This is a genomic window from Shimazuella kribbensis DSM 45090 (assembly GCF_000428065.1).
In the GTDB taxonomy this organism is placed as follows: domain Bacteria; phylum Bacillota; class Bacilli; order Thermoactinomycetales; family Thermoactinomycetaceae; genus Shimazuella; species Shimazuella kribbensis.
This window is the reverse complement of sequence record NZ_ATZF01000001.1, coordinates 440,329-466,024: the sequence shown is the minus strand read 5'-3', so window position 1 is coordinate 466,024 and position 25,696 is coordinate 440,329. Positions and strand designations below refer to the sequence as shown.

The window sequence follows — 25,696 nt, the reverse complement described above, 5'->3', positions numbered from 1 at the left end:
TATACAAGCTCAACTGACTTATTTTTGCCTTTTTTGCTTTCGTTCACCACTTAGTAACTTTTTTAAACCTGCTACTTCACTAGCAGACAACTCTCTGAATTCTCCACGTTTTAATCCTTTAACCGTAAGGTTAGCTAATCTTGTTCGAACCAAATGCATAACAGGATGTCCAATTGCTTTGCACATACGTCTTACTTGGCGATTTCTACCTTCATGAATGGTCAATTTTATTTTGCAATCTTCTTCTCGTTTATGAATCATTTTGACTTGGGCTGGTGCTGTTAAACCATCATCCAAGTAAACACCTTGTCGCAATTGTTCCATACTAGCTTCATCCGGAACGCCTTTTACTGTGGCAACATACTGTTTTTCCACTTCAAATCGAGGATGCAGCAAATGATTAGCCAACTCACCATCATTCGTTACGAGTAATAAACCCTCTGTATCAAAATCCAAGCGCCCTACCGGATATACTCGTTCTTGAATAGCACGAAAGAAATCAGGAATCACTTTTCGCCCTTGTGGATCGTGCATACTTGAAATCACATATAGCGGTTTATAAAAAAGGAAAGTTCTTTTTCTTTCTTTTTGGATAGACTTACCTTTGACCAATATATGATCTTTCTCTGGATCTACTTTTGTCCCAAGCTCCGTTACAACTTGTCCATTTACTTGTACTTTTCCTTCTTGAATCCACACTTCAGCTTGCCGGCGCGAAGCAATTCCTGCTTGCGCTAAAACTTTTTGTAAACGTTCCACTTCATTCACCTCGTTCCCTATGTTACTTTTTTCACAAAAAAAAAGCTAGCTTTTGGCTAGTTAAACAAGGATAATAAGTATTCTGATCAACTACAAAAACATAAGAGAACATACCATAACAGATGCAATGAAACCAATCAGATCAGCCCACAGACCAACTTTCAAGGCATAGAGAGATCTCTTAATCCCAACCGCACCAAAATATACAGTAAGAACGTATAGGGTAGTATCCGAACTAGCTTGAATTGTTGATGCAACCTTTCCTAAAAATGAATCCGGGCCAAACTCCCGATAAATACTCTCCACAAAAGCAAGCGCTCCAACCCCAGATATAGGTCTTAAAAGCCCAATAGGTATCACTTCACTCGGTATATGAAACCAGTTGGAAATAGGAGACAGCAATTGCAAGTAAAATTGCATTGCACCTGTGTCCCGAAAAACGGCAACTGCAACCATCATTGCTACTAAATGAGGAATAATAGAAATAACAGTAGGAAAACCTTCTTTTGCACCTTCGATGAAACTTTCATAGATGGGTACTTTTTTAAATAGAGCATACAAAGGGATAAACACTACAAGTGCGGGTAGCATCCATTTGGATATGAGTGAAATGATCTCAAACATAGCTTTATCCCTTTCTTTTATGTTTTCGTTGATAATATCGATCGATAAGTATTGCCATAGAAGTAGCAATAAAAGTTGCGATCATCGTTGGCCCTATAATCTCAGTAGGATTAATGGAGTCATATTTCAAACGAAGACCAATGACAGTTGTAGGGATTAAAGTTAAACCCGAAGTGTTAATAGCCAGAAGGGTACACATAGCAGGAGTAGCAGTTTGTTTATCAGGATTTAATTTTTGCAGCTCTTCCATCGCTTTTAAGCCCATTGGAGTTGCAGCACTACCTAGACCAAATAAATTGGCACTCATATTCGATAAAATATAGCCCATAGCTGGATGATTAGCGGGGACAGAAGGAAAAAGAAAACGAGCAATAGGGCCTAACAATTTAGCCAATTTCTTTAGCAATCCTGCATCTTGAGCAATCTGCATCATTCCCAGCCAGAATACAAGAATACTGATCAATCCAAAACATACTGTTATTGCATCTTTTGCACCAGAGAGTGTCGCTGCGGTAACAAGATCAATCTGACCTTTTGAAGCAGCAGCTATAATACCACTGAGCAACAAAAACATCCAAATGTAATGAATCATCTTTTTACCACCCCTGTAACCACAGAGGAAAGTACTTGTTCTAGTTGTTGAAGATATGTTGGTTTGTCTCTGAATGCTGATAAAATAGGAATAGAACCGATTAATTCTTCTTCCAAATATATTTTTGCTATCCCTACCGCTTGATTATCTGATTGAATGGATCCTGTCGGTGTACTTTGAACAGTTTGAATTTTGATTTTCGCTTTTTCGCTCTTTGTTAAGGGATATACAAAAGATTTTCCTGCCATCATATACAATTCTTTGTTCTGTTTGTTTTTTGCACCCATCCATGCTAATAACTGCCCTTGATGTAAGACCACTTCCCGATGATAGTTTGCAAAACCAAAGTTGTACATATCAATGGCATCGTTCCAGTCATTCCCATCGTTTAATGTAACCGCTACTAACTGAGATCCATTTTTTGTTGCAGATGTGACAAGTGTCCTTCTTGCCTGCTTGGTAAAACCTGTTTTAACTCCATCTGCCCAAGGATAGAGACGAAGTAACTTGTTTTTGTTATAAAACTTTTGATCCCATTCAAGATTAGGCCAATCTATCGTTTTTATTTGTGTTTTTACAATTTGCCGAAACGTTGGATTCTTTAATGCATAGCTCGTCAAGATAGCTAGATCCTTTGCTGAGGAGTAGTGATCGGGTTGGTCCAATCCATGTGGATTCATAAAATGGGTATGTTCCAAACCTAGAAAACTCGCCTTTTGGTTCATCAAATAAACAAAACCTTCTACCGAACCTCCTACGTGTTCGGCTATTGCTGTAGCTGCATCATTTCCAGATCTTAGCATCAATCCATACAACAAGGGCTCGAGTGGAATCTGCTCCCCTTTTTTTAAATAAATGGATGAGCCTTCAACCCCAACTGCATTGGGACCTACTGTAACAATACTATTTAGTTTGGATTGTTCAATCGCAACTAAGGCTGTCATAATTTTCGTTAAGCTCGCTATTTTCAACTCTCTATCTGCATTTTTTGCAAATAATATTCGACCTGAATCGCGATCCATCAAAATCGCTGCTTGAGCAGAGCCTGCCAGAGGAGGATTTGCGTAAACATATAAAGGAGCTATCAATAGGACAGGGATTAAAAATAATAAATACCATCGTTTCACTTGTTTCACCTCGCCCGGTTCAGGGTTTGTACCAGTTTATGCGGACAAGGTAAAAAATTAGAACACAGCTAATCAGGAAACCACAAAACGGTATGTTATTTTCGATCTGAAAATAATGGAATAACCTTTAGCAAAATTTCTCTAAAATCAAAGTATATTGAAGTTAAATAACCGCAAATATAGATGAAAAAACCCATCAATATTTGCGGTCGGTATCATTTTTCTCACCTTAAAATTCATCAATAGGTGTTTGGGGAGCAGAATCACCAGTACCACTTACTTCCGCTTTTCGCCTTCCACCAAACTTACTAAACATATTTGGGGCAAGGTCAAAAATCCGATCGATAAGATGGGCATTTCCATCCATACTGAGTAAACGAATACCTTGATCTCCTACAACAATAAAGGCAACAGGAGTAATCGATACACCTCCACCACTACCTCCACCGAATGGATAATGTTTACCATCGGCTTTTGTAGAATCATGCCCGTTCCCATTATTTGATTTATTTTGCTTCGTACCAGCCGAAAATTCACTTCCACCAGCTGCAAAACCAAATCCTACTTTGCTAACTGGAATGATTACTTGTCCATCAGGTGTCTCTACTGGTGCACCTATAATAGTATTGACATCAACCATATCTCGCAAGTTTTCCATTGCAGTTTGCATTAAACCTTGAATCGGATGTTCGTTCGCCACGTTATATCCTCCTTCATTTGTTCAGAGATATTACAGATGATGATAGCTTCTCCCAAAAAAGTCGATGATATTCGGTTACAAATTAGTCATGATTTTCCGAAAAAAACGATAGAAAGATTAAATTCAAATGATTATAATTTATATAATATATACTAGGAGGAAAAAGGACATTGATTAAATTCAGCATGCTATTCAAAGACAATGAAGAGACACAAAATACCGATGATTTTATGACATGGTTAAAAGTAACTGCATCAAAGCTAGCTAATATTCCCGGTGTCGATTACGTCGAGATTTCTCAAAATAATCCTTTTACATTTTTAGTTGAAAAAGATACCAACTATTACCCATTCCAACTAGATATACGTTATCGCTCTGAAGAAGATTTCAACAAAGCAAATGAAAACTTCGCGAATTTGAGTAACACTGATAATTACTTGATGGAAGAGTTAATTCGAGTAGAACCTTTTTGCGATATTCATGTTTGCTATGTTGAAAAAATCAGTAAGATGAATAGAATTTCAAGAAAATTTTTCAGCTGGAAGTAAATCGATAAAATCTTTACTAGCAATCTTACATATTTTTCTTTCCACAAAAAAATGACTCTTCGTTAGAGAGTCATTTTTTTGTGGAAACTGCCTGCCAATTTTTACTGTTATAATTTTTGATGTTTGTGCTATGCTGCCAAATACAAACTCCATGTAAGTAAATAATACCACGCCTTATGTATCTATTGACAAAAGTGTCCATTATTTTTCAGCAATAGACTCCGTAAATATATTAAATTGAACATTCCTGACAAAATATGAGTGGGTTCACATATTTGAATTCATAATATATTCATAAGTCTTCCTCCCAGATCGGGTAGTTCCATATACTCCATGAATTTGTGGAGTCCACTGTCCCGTTAGGTATAGTCCTTGGATAGGCGTATTAGGTCCCATTTTTGCTATCCACCGTTGATCCATCGATTTACCCCAACCAAAGATGGCTCCCTGCCTGCTTAACGTAAACTTCGTAATTGTACTCGGGGTAGCAAGTTCATAGCTGATGATGTGTTCTGTCAAACCAGGAAGTTTTTTTTCTAATAATTGGATGAATTTTTGTTCTAACATTTTTTTGTCTATCCCTTGGACATGCTTGGCAGATGTAAGTGCTGTAACTGCAATAACAACGTGGTCTTTGGGAGCTAAAGAACTTTCCACCACAGAAGGACAACTTATTGAAATAAATGGATCAGAATCAAGATGCTCAGGCTGATATAAGTAGTCCTCATCCGTAAGCAATGATGCATATGCTGGAGATATAAACAACTCATGTGGTAATGTTTTGACTATCCCTTCCTTCTTTAATGCTNCATATAGAATGAGAGCAGAGTGAGACGGTTCCAATTTTGTTAATGATTCACGATATAAGGGGGGTAAATGTTTATCACCCAATAACTCCTTCATAGTCAAAGTTAAATCAGCGTTCGAAATGACAATCGGCGCAAAATACTCATTTCCTTTTTGATCTATTACTCCTTGCACTTGGGAGCCATTGTAAAGTATTTTTTCGACTTTACGGTTAACCAGCACATCTCCTTTATGAGATTGGATATAATCCCTTAATACATAGGTTAATTTTTGTGAGCCTCCTTTAGGATAAAATGCCCCATTATGATAAGACATCATGACATTCATCATAAATAAAGTAGGTAATTGTTGTAAATTTACTCCCGCATAAAAATGTAACGAACTAAGCAAAAGCGCAGTATGAGGATGTCGAAACCGATTTGCTAAATAATCCGCATAACTTATACTATTTAAAGCAATGACCTTTTGTAATAGTTTCTGATCTTTCTGAAATGATTCATCCATCAACGCTTGGCCAATCTGTTTTATCTCCGCGATTGTTTCTGTTATAGCTTTTCCATCTTCTGGGAACCACTCGACCATTTTCAGATTCAGCTCATCCAAATTGGCTGGAACCCCATATTCCGTATTTTCAAGCTTTAACCAATACATAGGATTAACTTCTGTAAACTCGATTTGATCCAATATTCCAAGTTTGTGGTATAAATTGTACAGCTCTCCTCCTCGTTCACATCCACTAATCAAGCGAATAGCTACATCATAGCGAAATTGTCTCCGTCGGAACATACTCGCGCATCCGCCAATTTCATAATGTTGTTCTAATACAAGTACTTTTTTTCCAGCCTGAGAAAGTAGCGCTCCTGTCGTTAATCCACCCATACCAGAACCGATAATAATGGCATCATATCTCAATGCTATTACCTCCGCACCTTCGACTTTTTCAAAAGAACATTCACCTTAGTAATTAAGGTGAATGTCATCATGGTTAACCAAATACTACATCTGATTTTTTAACGCATCACTGATTTTTAATGGGATGTTAGCTGGATAGAACACACCTTTGTCATCTCTGTTCATCCAAATTACATCTTGCTCTCCAAAAGATAACTTCCGTTTGGTACCATCTTCCTCTAACTTAAAGTACTCAAAAAACAATTTGACACCAAATTCATATCTTGCAGCTAGCGACATTTCCACCAAAATCGTGTCAAAAGGCATCGCTTCCCGCAAGTGCTGTACATCGTTACGAATGGGAATCCATTCACCTAGCTCCCCAATTCCGTGATAAAGCTCTGGAGCTAATTGATAAAAATACTTATCTCTTAATACACCTTGCCAGACCGTATAGTTGGCAAAATAAACATTGCCTACTAGGTTGGATTCCTCTAATGATGTTTCAAATGCTTTCTCATTTAATATAACACGGTTATTTGGACTTGATTTTACTTCATAAAGTAAGTTACCTAACATCTCTGGCAATATTTCGGTTGATTTTTTCACAGACTCTTTTAGAATCGAACCAGGCAAGCGTTCTTCAAAAAACTTTATAAAATATGGAGGATAATTACTCTTTTTCACTTCACCATGACCAGTTACCTCTATCCATGTCATCCCTTGCCTCGTCATTGCAATTCGTTCGAGTTTACCATCTTTCAACACTTTATGCCAATTACAAACATACTGAACATACGATTTATCTCGCAAAAATTCTAATTGAAGTTGTGCTTCTATAACATCATCGGACTTTGCCTCACCAAATACCTCTGTCTGATTAAAGTTGGTTGCCATACCCCAAATCCCACTGGCCATTTGAGTTTTTACTTTCTCCATTATTCTGGATACAAACATTTCACGAACTTTGCCCATCCATTTGGCATAACTCGAAAAATTAACTCTTCTACTGATGGTAGAGCTATCTTCAAAAGTCACCGGAAAACGATACACAAATCCTTTTTCTGGATCATTGTAACCATATAAATTAGCAGATGATTGTTCTGATTCCCTTACTTCTGTTTGCACGATTATGTTTTGTTCTTTATATACAAAAGCGATCATCCTTGGTTTTCCATTTGTAAACTGAACAGGAACCGTAATAACATGATAGGAACATATTTCCGTGTGAGCAATAAATTCCACTACATGTTCCTTTCGATTAAACAGCTCCATTTTTCGCACATGTTTCCCACTTGCTTTCTTTGCCGCTTCCAAACATGTCCAAATTCTACTACCTGCAATATCCAATTTATCTCCTTGATCTTGCAAATCACGCAACAGCGATACACAATCCATTGGATAAATCGCTGACCATTTTTCTTCCTCTCTAGATTCAATCGGAAGAATATCACATCCTTGAGGTCCTACATCGATCACACACATTGTAAAATCATCATCATGTGCAATCGAAACATCCATCCCATTTTGTTTTAAACCATTTGTATAAATAATGGGTTTCCCAGTCTCTGTCCATGACAATTCAACTTCTGGTTGCAAACCTTTTTTTCTTGCCACGCTTTTAAACAGAGCTTCTACTCGCTGATGCCGAACTTCCCTCGAATCTTGATGAATACCCTGCAATACATTTATCCCAATCTCAGGAATACGGCAATCCGCATCATCAGTTACATACGTTTGAAGCGCCTCTTTTATCCGATTTTCATTCGTGTAGGACAAATCTACCAGTTCATCAGCAGTAGGTAACTCTGGGAAATGTTCCAAAATATAAACTTTGTAGTCCGAAATTTGTTGCATCACACGATTGTTTTCATCTAACAGCATTATTGAAAAAATATAATGTTGATCTACTTGTTTGACAAACTTAGTAATACCACGCCAAAATCTTTGATTTTGAATAACCCCCATTTTCCGAAATGATGCTATTTCTATTGGTAAGAATAGATCTTGTGGTGCAATAATCCGACCAGATTGTAACAAAGCATCTTGCAAATAAGGATCACCTAAAAGAAAATCATCCAAATCATCACCGCGAACCTTAAAGGAAGTTCCCCCAAGTCCCTTTTCTTTATCAAAGAAAGCATCATGGATAGATTCTATATGGTGATAACGAGAACCATGAAACATAATGGGTTGATAAAAATCTTTTTCTATATCAAGATCCAATGCTTTCTTTGGAAATGCTTGCTCCTCATCTACTGTTTCAACATTCTGGAATGAAAATATCGCTGAAAAATGTATTTTTCGATAACCAGATAACTCTGATCGAATTTCAGTGCTTATTTTCCCATTTTCCAAAACCAAAGCGCGGATTTCAATTGTTGTACCTCGGTCTTTATTGACAATTACTGGAGCTTTAAATTGTACATCTTGAATTAATACATTACTAAAATCATCAATACCTGTAGCAAAGGATACAGCTTGTGCCATTGCTTCCATTCCGAATACTCCAGGTAGCAAGTATGTTCCATTAAACAAATGATCTTTAATAAAATCATCTGATGCTTTCAGATGATGTTTTACAATTACCTCAACATTTGGATGATCATAAACAACTTTGTCTATAAAACGATATTTTTGTTTACGACTTACTGGTTTAGGTAACCATGTCGGAAAATCTTTTATTTTTGATGTGAGAATGATATGTTTTGATTTTGGATTGTGATGGAACAAATGAACGAATTTTTCTACACCTTCTGCCATTGGGATCGGGTATATCCCTTTCTTCGCTAAATAATTTGTCACACCGCCTTTTATCCCCATACCTACCTCATCCCAAAGCCCAAATGAAATAACTAATGTTTGCGTATCAGGATGCATAGACTCGAAGTTTTTGATCATCATTTGCAACATTTCATTCGAATATCCATATGAAGTATTTCCAGCCATACCTGATATTCCAGCAAGGGACGAAAATCCTACAACTAACTTAAGAGAATGATTATCCAAGTTATCCAATATATTTTTTGCACCAAAAACTTTTGGAGCTATTTCATGTAGAAAGGCTTCTTTTGTAATCTGTTCTGCACGTTTTGATTTTAGATCAGCAGCACCGTGCACAAAGCCAGTAATTTCGCCCTGTTCTGCATTGACTTGATCAATTAAATCCTTTACTTGATCCTTGTTTGTTATATCACATTGATAATATTCACATTGGACGCCTAGTTCGCGAAAACGATTGACATTTTTCCATACTTCTGGCTGATGAATAGGAGATCGACCAATAAGCGCAATTTTTGCACGTATTGTCGCAGCGACTCCTAGCATACACTCTGCTGTAATTCCTTTTGCTCCACCCGTTACCAAAATAACATCTTGTTCATCCCAATGAAGTGACCTTGGCGTATACAAATCTGGATTTTGCACCGCTGAAAATGGTATATATCTTGTTTTATTTTCATCAAATCCAACTGCTAGGAAATGTGATGGATCTGCGATTTCTATAAGAATATCACTAACGATGTCGATCGCTCTTAATTTTGTATGAAGATCAATAACACGAATTTTTGCATTTGGACGTTCCTGATACAAACTAGAAGCAAATGCTTTAGCAGTACCAGATCCTAATGGAACTGGACCTATACCACTACCAAACTTCCCACCACCGTATTGAATATACGTAATCGAAGCATCCAACCCGTATCTTATACCTGGTTGGATAACACTTTGCAATCGATCGATTGTACCCACCATATCATTTCTTTTGTCTTTTTTACGTAAAATCACAACAATATGACTGAATGCTTTTTGTTTCAATAAATACGATTGTTTCAATTTAGAAAAGGTAGTAATGGTACTTTCTACCCCATGCTTGCGAAGCTGCTGTCCCAAGTTCTGGGCTAATGTATTTCTAACTTGGTCTGTTACAATTAAAAAGCAATCTTCAGTTGAAAAATGAAAAGAACGATCAATTCTTGGGAATTTTATATATTCCAGAATAAAATCACGAACCCAATTCATATCATTGTTATTCATTTCTCTTGACTGAATAGGCTTATTCTTTTCCTTCAGCTCTTGAAGATGCACTTTTCTTGATTTTTGTGCTACTGCTAATGATTCTTCTGAAAAAATCTTTTCTTCTACTACTTCTGCTTTCAAATCGGTCGGCGCTATTTGTACAACTTCTATCTCTTGGATGTTATGATACTTTCTTAATTTCTCTACCATTTCTGCTAAACTCGCATTTGCATATTCCGTTACATCTACTGTATCTGGTATCTCTAACATTTTTACGATTTGCGATAACAACTCTGCTGACTTGATCGAATCTAGGTTTAAATCATCCAACAATCGATATTCCATCTTTAAGCTTGTTTCATTGAAACCAGTAAATTTTGCTACTTCTACAATAATTAGTTCTTCTATTTTTTCCCGATTTTCTACATTTTTCTTTTCAGTGATCATTCCATTTTCTTCCACTGTTTTTCGATTAAATCGACCTAGACTTTCCAAAATTTCTGCTAAACTCGCATTTGCATATTCCGTAACATCTATTGCATCTGGTATCTCTAACAATTTCACTATTTGCGATAACAACTCTGCTGACTTGATCGAATCTAGGTTTAAATCATCCAACAATCGATATTCCATTTTTAAGCTTGTTTCATTGAATCCAGTAAATTTTGCCACTTCTGCAAAAACAAGTCCTTCTAGCCTATAATCCAAATTTCTCTCCTCTGCCGCTGGAGGAAGAAGTTTTGTAAGCGCATTCGCAATTTCTTCTAATGTTGCATTAGCATATTCCGTCGGGTCAAGTGACTGGCTTAATTCCAATTTTTGAACGATTCTCGTGACAAAATCAGCGGACTTGATGGAGTCCAGATTCAAATCATCCAATACATGATGTTTCATTGAAATAGATTCAATTGAATACCCGGTAATATTCGATGCTTCTTCACCTATTACTTGATAAACAAACTCAGGTATATAACCTATGTTTGCTTTCCTCTTTTCAAACTCAACTGAATTGTTTGGTTTGGAATAAATTTCTTTGTCTTCTTCCATTCGTTTTCGTATTTCTGTCTTTTCTGTAGACGACATTTGATACTTCATATCGGAACGAATAACGTCAAAGATGAAATCCCCTCTTCTTTTTAAATAATTTTCCAATTCAATCGAAGATATTTCATTATCATTATTATTTACTATCAAAGAAGGTATCCCATTATTTGGACTACCTTGATATATTGGTAGCTCATCTACTTGTAATGGTTGCTCTAATGGGTTCACAATGAAATCTTTATCCGTCGACGGCACAAATGGCTCAATCAATCGATTCTCATAGAGAACTTCCCAATTGATCTCTCCACCTTGAATGAAATAAAGCGCTAATAAATACTGGAGATCTTGTATATGCCCCATCTTCGATTCCACAGGAACACAGTCTACCGGATAAGAATGATCATGTTGAATCAGACCCGTTAACACTCGTCCTGGACCTACTTCCGCAAGTAGATCACATTTTTCTCGCAGGGTATCTAATACATCAGTAAATCGAACTTGACTCATAACCTGTTTTGAAAAATAATTCCTACCTTCCCTCACTTTCAGTTCATCCCGCTTTGCACCATCTATTCCAGATACAAAAGGAATATCCAATTTCACATCTTCAGTAAGATAAGACAGGCTGCTTAACTGATCTGAAGCATTCCGCACTAAATTAGAATGAAAAGCATTGGAAACAGGTAATAGATACGTTTGAATCTGTTCTGCTCTTGCAAGATCTATCACGTGTTGGATTGCTTCTCTTTCACCTGAAATAACAATCTGCTTCTCACTGTTTACATTTGCTATAACAGCATATCCATCAATTTTGGACAACAATTGTTTCACTTTTGATTGACTACACAAAAGACTTGCCATTGACCCTGCCTCTTCTGTTGGAGAAGCCATTGCCTCTCCTCTGATTTTAGCTAAATGAAAAAGCGTACTAGCATTATAAGCACCTGCTGCATAAAGCGCAGAAAGCTCACCCAGTGAATGCCCAGCTACGATACTCGGATTTATTCCTAATCTCTTCAAATACTCAAACCAAAGGACAGACACCAAACAAATCGTAATTTGGGAATATTCTGTTCTTCTCAATTGTCTTTCCCATAATCTCAGTTCTTCTTGATCTATTTTCTTGTCTAAATTTCGAAATACAATTTTCTCTGCATCTGGCATATGACTCCACGCTTGATCCGCAATTTCTTTAGCCCAATCAAATCGTTGAATCAATACACGCCCCATGTTTATAAATTGAGAACCTTGACCAGGGAATAAAAATCCTACTTTTTGCAAAGCATTATTTTGAAAACCAATCCAAGTCTGATTTTCCAAATCAAAAATTGGACGGTTACGATTTAGTCGCTCTTCTAAAAGCTTTTGTTCTAGTTTTTTTAGTCTATCTGTTAACTGTTTGGGATGATTCGCGATAATAGCAACTCGATATTTTCCTTGTCTATGTACATCACGACTTAATTGCTGAGCATAATCAGAAAGTTCTGCAATACTCATGCCAATGGATAAAACAGAGGCTTGTCTTATCTTTTTTCTTAAATCCTCTTGGGTATCACCTACAAAAATAATAAGCTCTGTTTCTTGAGCGGAGGCAAGTAATTTACTTGCACTAATCTCCGTTTTCAAATCTTCTTTTGGTAAATCACCAGATTCCAGAGTCACATGGCAATTAATCCCACCAAATCCCATTGCAGAAACTCCTGCTTTCATAACTCTTTCTGGTGAATATACTTCACCTTCCAAAATCGGATAGAGAGATTGGGCTTTCTTTTCAAAAACTGTATTGGGAACTCTGCATCCTGCCGTTGGAACCATAACCCTCTGATTGACTGAAAGAATAGCTTTAATCAGACCACCAATACCAGCAGCTGCTTTTGTATGTCCAAAAAGAGATTTAAAGGAAGTTACTCCACATGATCGTTTTTTGGGGACTCCAAACATCTCCATAACGGTCGCAATTGCCTCTAGTTCAATTCGATCCCCGACCGTCGTTCCTGTTCCATGCCCTTCAATAAAGTCTAATTCATGCGGGGAATAACCAGCCATATCATAGGCTCTTTTGAGTGCAAGTGCTTGTCCACCTACCTTTGGAGCTGTTATACCTCCTTTTCCATCAGAAGAAATCCCCCAACCTCGAAGTACGCCATATACATAATCACCATCACGGCGAGCATCTTCCATACGTTTTAAGATAATGAATCCGCTTCCTTCGCCAGGTATGAAACCACTCGAAAATTGGTCGAATATATTCATGTCTATGTCAGTAAGTGCTTTTGTTTTAGCAAACCCGACAATTTCGAGAGGATCTAAACTAATGTCTACACCACCAGCTATAGCGAGGTCTAGGTCACCATTTACTAATTTATCTGCAGCTGTTGCTACTGCTAGTAAAGAAGAGGAGCATGCGCCATCTACGACGTAGCCACCACCATGAAAGTCAAAAAAATTGCATATTCTACCTGCAATAGTATTCGATAAATTGCCAGCCAACGTATCCTCGGTTACAGGTGTAAATACCGATTTGTATATTTTCTCCATATCTTTCTCGAGTTTTGAAAGCATAGGTGTGGACAGGCCTTGTTGCTTCCCTGTAGCATGAAGTACTCTTCTCACAAATGGCCACCGTAATCTCATCGTATAAGAACGCATAAATTCACCTGTGAGTGAATTTCCAACTATTACTCCAGTTTTATCTTTTGGAATACTCTCTTTTACCAAACCAGCATCTTCCAGAGCTTGATTCGCTATTTCCAATGCCAACCAATGTACAATGTCTGTAGACTCATATGTACTTTTAGGAATACGTTTACTTGACCAATCAAACTGAAAATCATCAATCACTGCAGCATAATCTAAATAAGTCTTATCAGGTGCTGTTGGATTTTCATCGTAATATTCACTTAATGGCAATCGTTGATCAGGCATTCTACGAAATTGACGTCTTCGAGCAAGAATATTTCTCCATAATTCCTTTGGATTTTTTGCCCCAGGATAATAATTTCCTATTCCAATAACCGCAATATGATCGTGGTTCAATAAAAGTCACCCCATTGCTACAATTTAGTCTAGATAATCAATTATAGCAATTTTTAAAATAACTGTCACATTAATTTATTTAACAAATGTATAAAAATGATAAAATGAAATTGATTTGTTAGATTTGAAATTGCTAAATTATGTATATTCTGAATACTAATCATTCAAAAGCATACTTTTGAAAGTATGCCCACAAATCATATTTCGTTACATATTACTCATTCGCTGTGTTGAAATTATATGTGATTTTTTATTGCCTTTTTTAAATCTAAACCACAAAACGACAAAGAAACGAATGGCATCCCCTAAAACAAAAGAAAATTTAGCTTCAAAAGAAGTATCCAATACAGCATGTTGAAAAGATGGTGTAACACCTAACTCTGGTTTATTGTTCCATTGAATATAGTGACTAATGAATCCAAGGATATTCGCCTTTACTCCCCATACTACCCCTGTTAAAACTCCCGCTTCTGCGGCATCACCTGTACCAATTACGGTATTCCAAATCCAGTTGTCACAACGAACACGAGCCATAAACCATCTCATACTCTCTTGAAAGTGTTTTACATGGTAGAGTAACTCTTCATAATGTTCATACCAATTTTCGATCTTTTGTTTATTGATAAAAGTATCTTTTTCTTTTTCTTTTTCCGTATTCTTTTTGCTTTCCACTTTGACACCTTTATCCATATTTTCAAAATCTATGTTCGGAATCGCTAATCGATAATGTATCAAACCGCCTAGTGCACGTACCTTGACTTCCCCATAATCATTATTCGATTTTCTTCGATAACAGATGTGAACTTTAATTTTTGAGTAATATATGATACAGCCCAGTATTACGATAACAAGTGGTATTAATATTCCCATTGATATAATCATCACCATTTATAAAATAAATAACCGATCCTACATCTTTTAGGATCGGCAAAAATTGGTATGAATATTCCTATCTCATAAACTTAGTTTTAACTCATTACGTGTTACCGCAATCCAGTGGACACTTTTTGCATTTGTATTTGTTCCCTTCAGCATTTGGCAACATAAAATACAAACAACAATTCCTGCGGATCGGACTACTCGCAGTAAAAGACAGAAACGGGTTTTGGGGTAAACCAAACAAATTCCCATCTGCTTCTTGTGTGAGATAAATGAAATTTTGTTTTGCCTGTGGTGATTCGATTTGATGTAGACACATCCACGCAATATATATATATGTATTTTCCCATAGCAGTTCCATTTTGATTCCAGTTAATTTAGAAATATATAACCACAATGGTGCCAGATGTCCTGCAAAATAATGCTGAATATATTGATCTATCTGTTGTTTTGTACAGTAATTAACATCATATTCATCTGCATTTTCATGCAGACAGAGCTGGAAGGTTCCAGTCTTGTAATCTAATTCTATATAATCAAGATGCTGTTGAATGTTAGCAAAGCGGCCACTCATCAATAATTGTCTAAGACTAGGGGCCAAAAGAAAATAACTATACCGTTTAGAAAATTGAGAAGCGGATATGATTGCAGAGGGCGCTTGCAGTACTGTCGTAAACTCTTGTAGAAGTGTTTGCAGTCCATTCATTTGAAATAATTCATATAAATGAATGGACTTAGTTTGCCTTTCAGGAGCTAGTGTCACCATTTTATCGATTCCCTTATGGTTGATAATGATATTTATTATCAATTGTAGCGAGCAATATTCATTTCGTCAATATTTTCGAAAAGAAAAAAAGTTGGTACAAAAGAATTTGTTATGTTTTTAGTTTTCATTTGTTATGTGCAACGCTTGAAAACAAAAGAAAAAGACCCCTATTCAAGGTCTTATGTATCATTTAAGCTGACTTCATTTGTTTTAAATCCAGTATTTCTTTCTCCTGTTGAAGAGAACGCTTCGTCAATATCTCGATCATCTCATCTTGCTTCTTTATTTTTTCCATAATTATTTGCATATGTGCATTTAGTTCAATAGAAGATCCTTTAAGCGTTATCATTTTTTCATCGAATGAGCCAACTTTTGCATTTGTAGAACCTACAATTTGTAAAAGTTGAGTAATCATCTTCTCATTTCGTTCTTGGTTTTGTTTGAGTTGATTTACATCTTCTTTTACTCCACAAATAGCTTCTTTTACCACACTTAACTCTTTCAAAATGATATCTTTATTATTTGCCATGGGAACCTCCTCAAATTCTCACACCTGTTGTTTGATTATAGCGAATAAGCCAAACAATTTCCACTATTATTTGGCTTATTTTCCATTTTTTCGTCAGAAAATGCGTTCCCTTGACAGAAATAATATCACTCTTCTTGTACTTTTTCTTCTCCTTCCACCCCTAAGCGCTCATATAAATTTTTGCGATCCTCTTCCCATTCTTGCCAATGAAATATGGATTCAGGAGAGGGAAGCTCATCGATTTTATTCAGACCAAAATATTGGAGAAATTGGCGACTAGTGCCGAACAGGATTGGCCGACCTGGACCTTCCGCTCTACCTGCTTGTCGAATGAGCTCTTTTCTTTCTAATTGTTGCAAGATTCGATCACTTTTGACTCCACGTATTTCCTCGATTTCTACCCGAGTAACCGGCTGTTTGTAAGCAATGATTGCAAGTACCTCAATAGCTGCCCTTGATAATCCTACACGTGTTGGAGCCTGTGCCATTTTTTGAATATAAACTGTATGTTCTGGAAGTGTAGTTATCTGGTATTTTCCTGCTATTTGTACAAGTTCCGTTCCACGATGATCCAGCTTCCACTCCAATTGCATTTCATTTAACAACATTTGCACTTCTTGTTTAGGAATTTCCACTATCTCTGCTAGCTCTTTCACATTAATTCCATCTGTACCAGCAGCAAAAATAATACCTTCCAAAATACTCTTCCACGCTTTTGCTTCCATCAATTGTTCTCCCTTGTCTGCTCTAAACGAATACATATATCAGAAAATAAATCAACTTGCCTACATATAACAGGCTTCAACTTCATTAATTCCAAAATAGCAAGAAAAGTGGTAATTAATCTCTCACGAGTGATATAATCTATGTCCATTAACTTGGAGAACCACAACTCACCCTCTCGTACTAGATCTTGATAAATTTGCTCCATTCGCTCACTAACCGAAATCTCTTCTCTCGCCAATTTTGTAAGCGGTTGCTCTATTTCTTTTTGTTGTTCCAATAGTGCAAATAATGCCTTCCATAAATCTTCAGGTTCTACTCCTGTTAATGGATTTTGTGTAGGAGTAAATGGTGTTAAATCTAAAGGAAGACGAGAATAGACCCTATTTTGTTCTGCTTCGCGCTCCTCTAATTGATCCCCTAAACGCTTAAATTGTTTATAGACTAATAATCGTTCAATTAATTCTTCTCTTGGATCTAACCATTCTTCAGTCGGATCGTTTGTTTCTTCTTCTTTTATAGTTGGTGGCAATAACATTTTGCTCTTTAAAGACAATAAAGTAGCTGCCATTACCATAAACTCACTTGCTATTTCCATATTCCATGCTTTTGCTTCATTTAGAACATGAAGATATTGATCGGTAATGGTAGAAATAGACACCGTATAGATGTCTACTTCTGCCTTATCGATCAAGTGCAACAATAAATCAAAAGGGCCCTCGAAAGTATCAAGTTTTACTTGTAGCGTTGCGATTTACATCACAGCCTTTATTGATTTCTGCAAATTTGCCATCTCAATTGCATTAACAGCAGCTTCATGACCTTTGTTCCCAGCTTTTGTTCCTGCTCGTTCAATTGCTTGTTCAATGCTATTAACTGTCAAAATCCCAAATATAACAGGCAATTCATACTTGCTACTAGCATTAGCAATACCTTTCGCAACTTCTTTGCACACATAATCATAGTGGGTGGTTGCACCTCGAATAACTGTTCCTAACGTAATAATTGCATCATATCGTCCGGTAGAAGCCAATTGTTCCGAAATCAAAGGGATTTCAAATGCACCAGGGACCCAAGCGATATCGATATTGTGAGAATCTGCTCCGTGGCGATAAAGTGCATCTTGTGCTCCAGACAATAATTTTTGCGTGATAAACTCATTAAAACGACTGACAACAATTGCAAAACGCAATCCTTCTGCTACTAATTTTCCTTCTAACAAATTTGCCATGTTTTTAACCACTTTTCTTTTTTTATAAATGAAGGAGATGACCTAGTTTATCTTTTTTCGTTTCCATGTATCTTTTGTTGTGTTCTCCTGTTGGAAGTTGAATTGGTACCATTTCCACTATTTCAATACCATGTTCATTCAAACCTTTGATTTTCCTAGGATTATTGGTAATTAATTTGATCTTAGTAGCCTTCAAATCTTTTAACATCTGTGCGCACAAATCATAGGTTCTTAGATCATCAGCAAATCCTAACCGTAAATTCGCCTCTACCGTATCGTAACCTTCTTCTTGTAACTTATAGGCAAGTAGTTTATTTAGAAGTCCAATTCCTCTGCCTTCTTGTCTCATGTATAAAATAATTCCAGAACCTGCTTCTTCAAGTTGTCCAAGTGCAGCGTGTAATTGTGGGCCACAATCACATCTTCTGGAACCAAAAACATCACCAGTCAAACACTCTGAGTGAATACGAACTAAAATGGGTTCGTCCGGATTGATCTCCCCTTTGACAATTGCCAAATGTTCCTTTTCATCTACTGTATTGGAATAACCGACCATTTTAAAGTCACCAAAGTCGGTTGGCAACTGAATCGATACTACTCGCTCTACCATTGGTTCGACATTTCGACGATATTGAATCAAATCTTGAATAGAAATCATTTTTAATTGATGTTTTTGAGAAAAAGTTGCCAATTGAGGCAATCTGGCCATACTTCCATCTTCATTTAAAACTTCACATATAACCCCTGCTGGAGTTCCACCTGCTAATCTAGCTAAATCTAGTGCTGCTTCTGTATGACCAGCACGTCCAAGAACTCCCTCCGAATTTGCAATCAGTGGGAAAATATGTCCAGGACGACGAAAATGGAATGATTTTTTATCAGGATTACAAAGAGCTTGGATAGTGGTAGCTCGTTCGGCAGCAGAAATACCAGTAGTTACATCATCTGCATCTACAGAAACCGTAAAAGCTGTCCCGTGTCGTTCCGTATTGGATACTGCCATTGGCGTTAGCTCTAATTCTTCTGCACGCTCCTTGGAAATAGAAACACATACCAGACCGCGACCATGCGTGATCATAAAATTAATAATTTCAGGAGTAACTTTATCAGCTAGACAAATGATATCTCCCTCATTCTCACGATCTTGTGCATCTACTACAATAACCATACGACCTTCTTTTAAATCTGCTATTGCTTCTTCTACAGTATGAAACATCTCTCTACTCCTTCCAAATTAAAACCCGTACTTTTCTAGCTTTTCTTTATCAAGTACTTGGTTTTTTGCTTCTTCTCTTTTCCATTTTGCAAGATACTTCCCAATAATATCGCACTCTATGTTTACTAATTCACCAACTCGGAGCACTTTAAATTGAGATTGATAAAGGGTATGTGGTATAAGGGAAACTGCAAAGGTGTCCTGTACTACTTCTGTAAGAGTAAGGCTTACGCCATTAATAGCAATGGAACCTGACTCTACCAAAAGAGAAGCAATCTCAGGGGATGACTGAAATTGGAAATAGGTAGCATTGCCATTTTCTAACCGTTCTAGAACAGTCGCAACTCCATCTACGTGACCTTGCACCATATGACCACCAAATCGATCCGTGGCCTTCATTGCTCTTTCCAAATTTACCATTGTAGTTGGTCTATGGTTTGCCAATCCACTTTTTCGAACAGTTTCTGCCATCACATCTGCAACAAAGAAGTCTTTACCCAATTCTGTTACAGTTAGACAAACACCATTGACAGCAATACTATCTCCTATTTTGGTACCTTCTAGCACTTTTGTGCACGAAATGGTCAGTTCCATTCCATCTCCACTTTGAATAATTTGATCAACACGGCCAACTTCTTCAATTAATCCAGTAAAAATAAATATTCCCCCTCAAGAAGTAATATAGCCTGTTACACATAAATCATTGCCATACTGCTTCCAAGAAATCCGATGGAGAGCTAAAGCTTCTTCCATTTTTTCTGGACTTACTCCACCTACAGAACTAGGACTTTTCGTTCCTCCTAAAATTTTAGGTGCCAAGAAAGAAATAACTTTTTGCACATAATTCCCTTTCAACATGGCAGCATTTACTTGGCTTCCTCCTTCTACAAGAAGAGAAAGGATACCTTTCTTCCCAAGAACTTCTAATACTTCTCTGATGTCTACTCTAACACCATCCGTTGTGATGACTTCAACACCGGCTTCTTGAAAAGCAGCTTCTTTAAAAGCATCTTTTGCTTCTGTTGTAAAAATCCATGTAGGTGCTTCTTTTGTATTTAATAATTTTGAAGTGAGTGGTATTCGCAAATGACTATCTAAAACAATCCGAATGGGATGAATGCCAGCTCCTTCTGATAATCGAGTGGTTAATTCGGGATCATCTGCAACGACCGTATTTGCTCCTACTAAAATAGCATCATTCTCATGACGAAGTTGATGGACATAACTTCTTGATTCTACTCCGGTAATCCAGCGGCTGTCGCCACTCTCCGTAGCGATTTTCCCATCTAATGTAGTAGCCGTTTTCAACGTCACAAATGGCAATCCTGTTTTTCTATGATGGAAATAAGCCTCATTTAACTCCAAACATTCAGATGTATGTATTCCTTCTAATACTTCAATACCTGCCTCTCTTAAGCGAGCAATTCCTTTTCCTGCGACCAATTGATCTGGGTCACCTGATCCGATAACAACCCTTTTTACACCTGACTCTATAATTTTCTCTGTACAGGGAGGCGTTCTTCCAAAATGATTACAAGGCTCCAAAGTTACATAAATCGTACTACCTTCAGCTTCTTTTCCCGCCATGTTTAGAGCGTGTACTTCTGCATGAGGTGTACCTGCACGAAGATGTGCACCTGATCCAAGTAATCGATTATCTTTTACTACAACCGCACCAACCATGGGATTTGGTGAAGTTTGACCAGCAGTTGCCTTTGCCAACTGTATTGCTAAACTCATCCAGTGTTCATGATTTCCCACTCCATACCTCCTAAATTTCTGACTTCTAAAAACCCTGCAAATCTTTGTCTTTAAGAACTTTCCTATCATCCATAATGAACAGCATTCTTATTGCCAAAAAAAAACGACCAAATTTACAAATTGGTCGGGGTTTCTCTTGCATGACGAATGAACCTTTATGTTATGTTCAACAAAAAAGGTTTTCTAATCCCTCTCCCATCCAGACTATACTGTCGGCTTTGGATTCTCACCAAAATCCACCGTAAAATATAACTTGCAAATTCTACGGGTCACGGGCTTAGATCTTATAGACACATCACCGCCGGTCGGGAATTTCACCCTCCCCCGAAGGATATATTTATTTTTATTTAACTTACCATATATTCTAAATCAAATGCGAAGCGATCACAATAAACAGCTAATAATTTATTAGTGGCTAACTCCAATTTCGTGAAGTTGCCATATACAAGATGACTGTAAAGAAAAGCGATATGATCGTAGTGTGTAACAATGCCGCAAGCAATTGACCGCCTGATAGAACTACTAAAATGCCTGATACCGCTTGTAGAGACAAAAGAATAAATCCAATCCAAGCTGTTCTTTTCAATTGTTTTCTTTCTGGATATTTTACCAAAATAACGAAAAGTAATACCAGCATCAATACCCACAACGACCCTGCTGCATAGCGGTGGATCATTTGAATACCGGCAGGCGTTGCAAAGCTTGGTAGTAATTGAGGTCCACAAAACGGCAAATTATAACCACAGGCCATGGTCGCTTCTGCGTGCCGTACCAGTGCACCGGTATATACAACTACATACGTATAAATGACATACAACCACATAAATATAGAAAATTTGTTACCAATCGGAAATCGAGTCGCTGGCTGGTCTTTCATGAGGTGCCTTAGTTCAATATTAAGCAAAACAATACTAGCAAAAGATACCAAAGAAAATCCGAAATGCAGTGCTAATGCTGCGTCCCTTGCTAAATCTCCTTGAAAAACAACGGTAAATGCTCCCAATGCCCCTTGTAATACAACAAAAAACAAACTATAAAAAGCTAGCCAACGAATCTTTTTATTGCTCCAGAATGAAATCCAACACCAAACGGACAACACTAAAATAAGGAAACCAATTCCGCCTGAAACAATTCGGTGACTATATTCAATAACAGTAGCTACAGACACATCATTAGGGATTAATTGTCCATTACAAACTGGCCAACTATTCCCGCATCCTTGACCAGATTCGGTAATAGATACAATGGCACCCATAATAAGCATCAAATAAGTTCCTAGTACTGTTAACCATGTTAAAACACGTAGATATGGATACTGTTTCTTCAATCTATGATCCCCCCCTATCCAATTCAACATTGTAACATAGAAATACACCTTTCTTAGAATAGACATAAAAACGTCAGAATTGAAAAGAGGACGAATCGCTTCATCCCTAATTACCAATTTGAAAATATGGTATGAGAAGGAGATCGAAGAAAAGTACGTCTCTCAAAAAATTATCACTTTAGACTTACAGGATTGAAAACTACAAATGCAAGTAAAGGAAAAAATAACTCCTGCAACTATTAACAAAAAAGTTATCTTCTATTAAAAGAAGAATGATTGATTCTTTTTATAGAGCAGAACAGCCCATAAACTTATGTGAAATTATCTCCTCCTTCTAGATTTGTTAAGTTAACCTTCTATTGATCGGTCGTAGACGAAGATAATAAATGGATGTATTCGTATTTATCATTTGCTGTTCCCAGTCTGTGGAAAGCTGTTTATCATAAAGATTGCTGGAAGCATAATCTTGTAGCTCATTCACAATCTTCCAACCTCCTTTTTCTATTTGTTTTAAAGTGAAAGCGTATAAACCAGCATGATCTGTTTTAAAAATAAGATCTCCATCTCTAGCTAAAAGTTCTCGATAAATATCCAAAAAACGATAATAAGTCATCTGTTTATGTTTCCAGTTTGAGTCATCAATGGGTGTACAAAATTGTAAATAAAAGCGATTTACTTCACCTTCTGCAAATACCTGTTTTAATTGCTCCACTCTCATCCAAATAAATCGTATATTTTTCTGTTGTGGGAAGCTTGATGCTCTTACCATATCTTTTGCATTATTTTCAATCCCAATCCAGTTTATTTCAGGATACTTCTTTGCAGCTTTTCTAACAAACATTCCATTTCCAGTCCCCAAATCAACATATAATGGGAATTTTCGGGTTTGAAACAAATTTCGTATTGGTGAAACTATCTTTGCTTCTTTTCCGATCAAGATAGGCTTTTCGAAATTATTTTGTTTCTTTCCCATGCATACTCCTCCATAAAAAAAAGCCCCAAACAAAAGGACTTTTTCATTTAAAAAAACAAGAAACCTTGCTTGAGTTGGTTTTTGTAAGGGGGAGAGGAGCACCCTAACAAATCCAAAGGATTATGCCTGAATCAAATGCTTCACTTGCGAAGTGCCAATCTGAACAGAAACGGATTTTAGGGCCGTTGTCAGGACTGCATGGATAGTTAACAGAAAGAGAATGGGAAAATAAGTTGATGTGTGCGAGGAAAATTCACTTAATAGCATTTATAATATATCATAATTAATTTTATTTTTCGATAAATTATATAAATTTAGAAATAATTGTTTATAATGATTTTATATAGCAATATTTTCAAACATGCAAATTTAAACGACAAGGTGGTTTTCTGTGAAGGATGTAGATCAAATTATTGAAACTATTATTGGAGCAGGACTTGCCTCTGTTGTGGCAAAATGCAAACCATTTGTGGTTATAAAGGCCATCTAAAAAATCAATTTAAAAATCGAAATTATTATAAAATGAGAAGGAAAGGAAGATGAATTAGCATGAAAAACAAAAACAAATCTCCCTCCAAATGGGATATGAAATGGAAAAAACCGAGAACAGCGAAAGCAAACTGGAAAATACCAACTAGTGTGTGGGTTATTATCGGATTATTATTTTTATTTACAGGTATCACTTATGCAACAAGCCTAGCAAATAGTAACACCCCACCAAATGCTACAGAAAAGAAAACTACCCATAAAAAATTCATTACAGGAGCACAAAAACAACCAAAAAATCCCCAATCGAGAAAAACTGCAAATCGTCAAAAAAAGAAAAATCGGGATAATCCAAATCTATCAATAACTCAAAAAAAGGAAAAAACAAATTCGGAAAAAACCCCAAACATTTCCGATGATCTTGATTCAAATCCAAGCAATCCCACAAAACCTGAAATAAAAACAGTCTATATCTATAAGGACCGTCCAACTTCAAATAATAAAAAGAACACTCCTACTCCTAAAAAACCGATTCCTACCAAACCAACCACTCCTCCAACAGCAGGAACAAAGCCCAAACCATCATCCACACCAATAATAGCTGATCCCAAAAACATACTAAAAAACCCTAGTTTCGAAAACAATTCAAAATATTGGATGAATTGGTCTCCAGATGGACAAGGAAGCGCATATGATATCGCTAAAGATTACCCTTATGATGGGAAATCCGATATGGTTCACTGGTATGACCATGATTATCGACAACTTACTTTCCAGCGACCAAAGAATATTCCCGATGGAATCTATATACTCAAAGGAATGGTACGAAGTAGTGGAGGTCAAAAACAACTTCGCCTGGGAGTAAAAGAATCAGATAATACTGTAGATGATGAAAATAAATATATAGAATTAAACAATAAAGCAGATCCAAACACATGGCATGAGTTTCAAGTGAACAATATTATAGTAAAAGGAGGAACAGCAAAGGTTTATCTCTTCTCTTACTCTACAAAAGGAAAATGGGCTGATTTTGATAACATTCGTTTTTATCGTGTGAAATGAAATTCATAATAAAAAATGACCTCGGAAAGCGACCGGAATCGGTAACATTCAAGATGAAAAAAGTATATGCGGATACATCCCAATACATTAAAAACACTCGGCCGTGGCCAAGCTGTCGTAATACGAGAAATCCCTGATCTATTAATTGATTTAACACAAGTTCAACTTGCTCCCAAATAACATGCCTATCCTGATCCAGATTGATCGTGATTTTATATTTACATGAATCACACATTTATTCATCACAATCTATCTTACCGACTCGCATAGCAGGTGGTTTTATTTCACACGACATTCGTCTCATCTAGAAAAAGCCGTAATAAAAAGCACTCTAGCTAGAGTGCTTTTGTTCACAAAATGGAATTAATGTGAGCGCAACAATACGATTTTTTTCTTCTGGTTATTTCTTGCAATTTTATTTTTTAATAAGCTTTTAAGTAAATGGTTATGAATCTACAATTTGATCATAGAAAAAATGGCCAGAGATTCGGCTTTTCCCTCTCTTGCTAACATTGGTATAGATAGAAGAACAATCGTGATAAAAACGATGGAAAACCATTTTTTCAATACAAAACAAACTTCTTACTTGGATTATATT

20 protein-coding genes and 1 riboswitch are annotated in these 25,696 nt (G+C 36.7%); of the genes, 2 read left to right on the top strand and 18 right to left on the bottom strand.

Going from position 1 to position 25,696, the window contains the following annotated elements:
• Window positions 1-18: 18 nt before the first annotated feature.
• The 5 genes from A3GQ_RS0102625 to ytfJ all read right to left on the bottom strand — a co-directional run bounded on the left by A3GQ_RS0102625 (window position 19) and on the right by ytfJ (window position 3,772).
• Complete coding sequence (locus tag A3GQ_RS0102625) at window positions 19-759, bottom strand: pseudouridine synthase (RefSeq protein WP_028775730.1); 741 nt, start codon at window positions 757-759, stop codon at window positions 19-21.
• A 90-nt stretch (window positions 760-849) separates the two neighbouring features.
• A complete protein-coding gene (locus A3GQ_RS0102620) occupies window positions 850-1,383 on the bottom strand; it encodes a spore maturation protein (RefSeq protein WP_028775729.1) in 534 nt (177 codons plus the stop codon).
• A gap of 4 nt (window positions 1,384-1,387) precedes the next feature.
• Window positions 1,388-1,975, bottom strand: a complete 588-nt coding sequence (locus A3GQ_RS0102615) for a nucleoside recognition domain-containing protein (protein WP_028775728.1) — start codon at window positions 1,973-1,975, stop codon at window positions 1,388-1,390.
• The gene (locus A3GQ_RS23160; RefSeq protein WP_051271122.1) at window positions 1,972-3,102 is read right to left on the bottom strand and encodes a D-alanyl-D-alanine carboxypeptidase family protein; all 1,131 of its coding nucleotides are present in this window, start codon (window positions 3,100-3,102) and stop codon (window positions 1,972-1,974) included. The genes A3GQ_RS0102615 and A3GQ_RS23160 overlap by 4 nt, the downstream gene beginning before the upstream one ends.
• Before the next feature lie 229 nt (window positions 3,103-3,331).
• The gene (gene ytfJ, locus A3GQ_RS23155) at window positions 3,332-3,772 is read right to left on the bottom strand and encodes a GerW family sporulation protein (RefSeq protein WP_037463804.1); all 441 of its coding nucleotides are present in this window, start codon (window positions 3,770-3,772) and stop codon (window positions 3,332-3,334) included.
• A 200-nt stretch (window positions 3,773-3,972) separates the two neighbouring features.
• On the opposite strand from ytfJ, the gene A3GQ_RS0102600 reads away from it, so the two are divergent.
• Complete coding sequence (locus tag A3GQ_RS0102600; protein WP_028775727.1) at window positions 3,973-4,350, top strand: hypothetical protein; 378 nt, start codon at window positions 3,973-3,975, stop codon at window positions 4,348-4,350.
• A 267-nt stretch (window positions 4,351-4,617) separates the two neighbouring features.
• Here the strand turns inward: A3GQ_RS0102600 and A3GQ_RS0102595 are convergent, their stop codons facing one another.
• The 13 genes from A3GQ_RS0102595 to trmB form a co-directional block, all read right to left on the bottom strand.
• Complete coding sequence (locus A3GQ_RS0102595; RefSeq protein ID WP_028775726.1) at window positions 4,618-6,069, bottom strand: phytoene desaturase family protein; 1,452 nt, start codon at window positions 6,067-6,069, stop codon at window positions 4,618-4,620.
• An 84-nt stretch (window positions 6,070-6,153) separates the two neighbouring features.
• On the bottom strand, window positions 6,154-14,145 hold the full coding sequence (locus tag A3GQ_RS26035) for a type I polyketide synthase (protein WP_083964053.1): 7,992 nt from the start codon (window positions 14,143-14,145) through the stop codon (window positions 6,154-6,156).
• 207 nt (window positions 14,146-14,352) lie between these two features.
• Window positions 14,353-15,015, bottom strand: a complete 663-nt coding sequence (locus A3GQ_RS0102585; protein WP_028775725.1) for a DUF2953 domain-containing protein — start codon at window positions 15,013-15,015, stop codon at window positions 14,353-14,355.
• Between the two features lie 106 nt (window positions 15,016-15,121).
• Window positions 15,122-15,790 (bottom strand): hypothetical protein, encoded by a 669-nt coding sequence (locus A3GQ_RS0102580; protein WP_028775724.1) that lies wholly within the window; start codon window positions 15,788-15,790, stop codon window positions 15,122-15,124.
• Window positions 15,791-15,980: 190 nt separating this feature from the next.
• Entirely contained in the window at window positions 15,981-16,319 is a 339-nt protein-coding gene (locus tag A3GQ_RS0102575) for a hypothetical protein (protein ID WP_028775723.1), read from the bottom strand.
• Between the two features lie 125 nt (window positions 16,320-16,444).
• Window positions 16,445-17,044, bottom strand: a complete 600-nt coding sequence (gene scpB, locus A3GQ_RS0102570) for an SMC-Scp complex subunit ScpB (RefSeq protein ID WP_028775722.1) — start codon at window positions 17,042-17,044, stop codon at window positions 16,445-16,447.
• Window positions 17,044-17,745, bottom strand: a complete 702-nt coding sequence (locus A3GQ_RS0102565; RefSeq protein ID WP_245596717.1) for a segregation and condensation protein A — start codon at window positions 17,743-17,745, stop codon at window positions 17,044-17,046. The genes scpB and A3GQ_RS0102565 overlap by 1 nt, the downstream gene beginning before the upstream one ends.
• Before the next feature lie 51 nt (window positions 17,746-17,796).
• Window positions 17,797-18,273 (bottom strand): 6,7-dimethyl-8-ribityllumazine synthase, encoded by a 477-nt coding sequence (gene ribH / locus A3GQ_RS0102560; protein WP_028775720.1) that lies wholly within the window; start codon window positions 18,271-18,273, stop codon window positions 17,797-17,799.
• A gap of 22 nt (window positions 18,274-18,295) precedes the next feature.
• Complete coding sequence (locus A3GQ_RS0102555; protein ID WP_028775719.1) at window positions 18,296-19,489, bottom strand: bifunctional 3,4-dihydroxy-2-butanone-4-phosphate synthase/GTP cyclohydrolase II; 1,194 nt, start codon at window positions 19,487-19,489, stop codon at window positions 18,296-18,298.
• Between the two features lie 18 nt (window positions 19,490-19,507).
• On the bottom strand, window positions 19,508-20,146 hold the full coding sequence (ribE, locus tag A3GQ_RS0102550) for a riboflavin synthase (protein ID WP_028775718.1): 639 nt from the start codon (window positions 20,144-20,146) through the stop codon (window positions 19,508-19,510).
• A 12-nt stretch (window positions 20,147-20,158) separates the two neighbouring features.
• Window positions 20,159-21,250 (bottom strand): bifunctional diaminohydroxyphosphoribosylaminopyrimidine deaminase/5-amino-6-(5-phosphoribosylamino)uracil reductase RibD, encoded by a 1,092-nt coding sequence (gene ribD, locus A3GQ_RS0102545; RefSeq protein ID WP_028775717.1) that lies wholly within the window; start codon window positions 21,248-21,250, stop codon window positions 20,159-20,161.
• Between the two features lie 183 nt (window positions 21,251-21,433).
• Window positions 21,434-21,586: riboswitch (FMN riboswitch) on the bottom strand.
• Window positions 21,587-21,665: 79 nt separating this feature from the next.
• Window positions 21,666-22,577: a COX15/CtaA family protein gene (locus A3GQ_RS0102540; protein WP_028775716.1), complete on the bottom strand. Its 912-nt coding sequence runs from the start codon at window positions 22,575-22,577 to the stop codon at window positions 21,666-21,668.
• A 343-nt stretch (window positions 22,578-22,920) separates the two neighbouring features.
• The gene (gene trmB, locus A3GQ_RS0102535) at window positions 22,921-23,550 is read right to left on the bottom strand and encodes a tRNA (guanine(46)-N(7))-methyltransferase TrmB (protein ID WP_028775715.1); all 630 of its coding nucleotides are present in this window, start codon (window positions 23,548-23,550) and stop codon (window positions 22,921-22,923) included.
• Window positions 23,551-24,099: 549 nt separating this feature from the next.
• On the opposite strand from trmB, the gene A3GQ_RS0102525 reads away from it, so the two are divergent.
• Window positions 24,100-25,098 carry a hypothetical protein gene (locus A3GQ_RS0102525; protein ID WP_028775714.1) on the top strand — a complete coding sequence of 333 codons (999 nt, stop codon included), beginning with the start codon at window positions 24,100-24,102 and terminating at the stop codon, window positions 25,096-25,098.
• Window positions 25,099-25,696 lie beyond the last annotated feature (598 nt).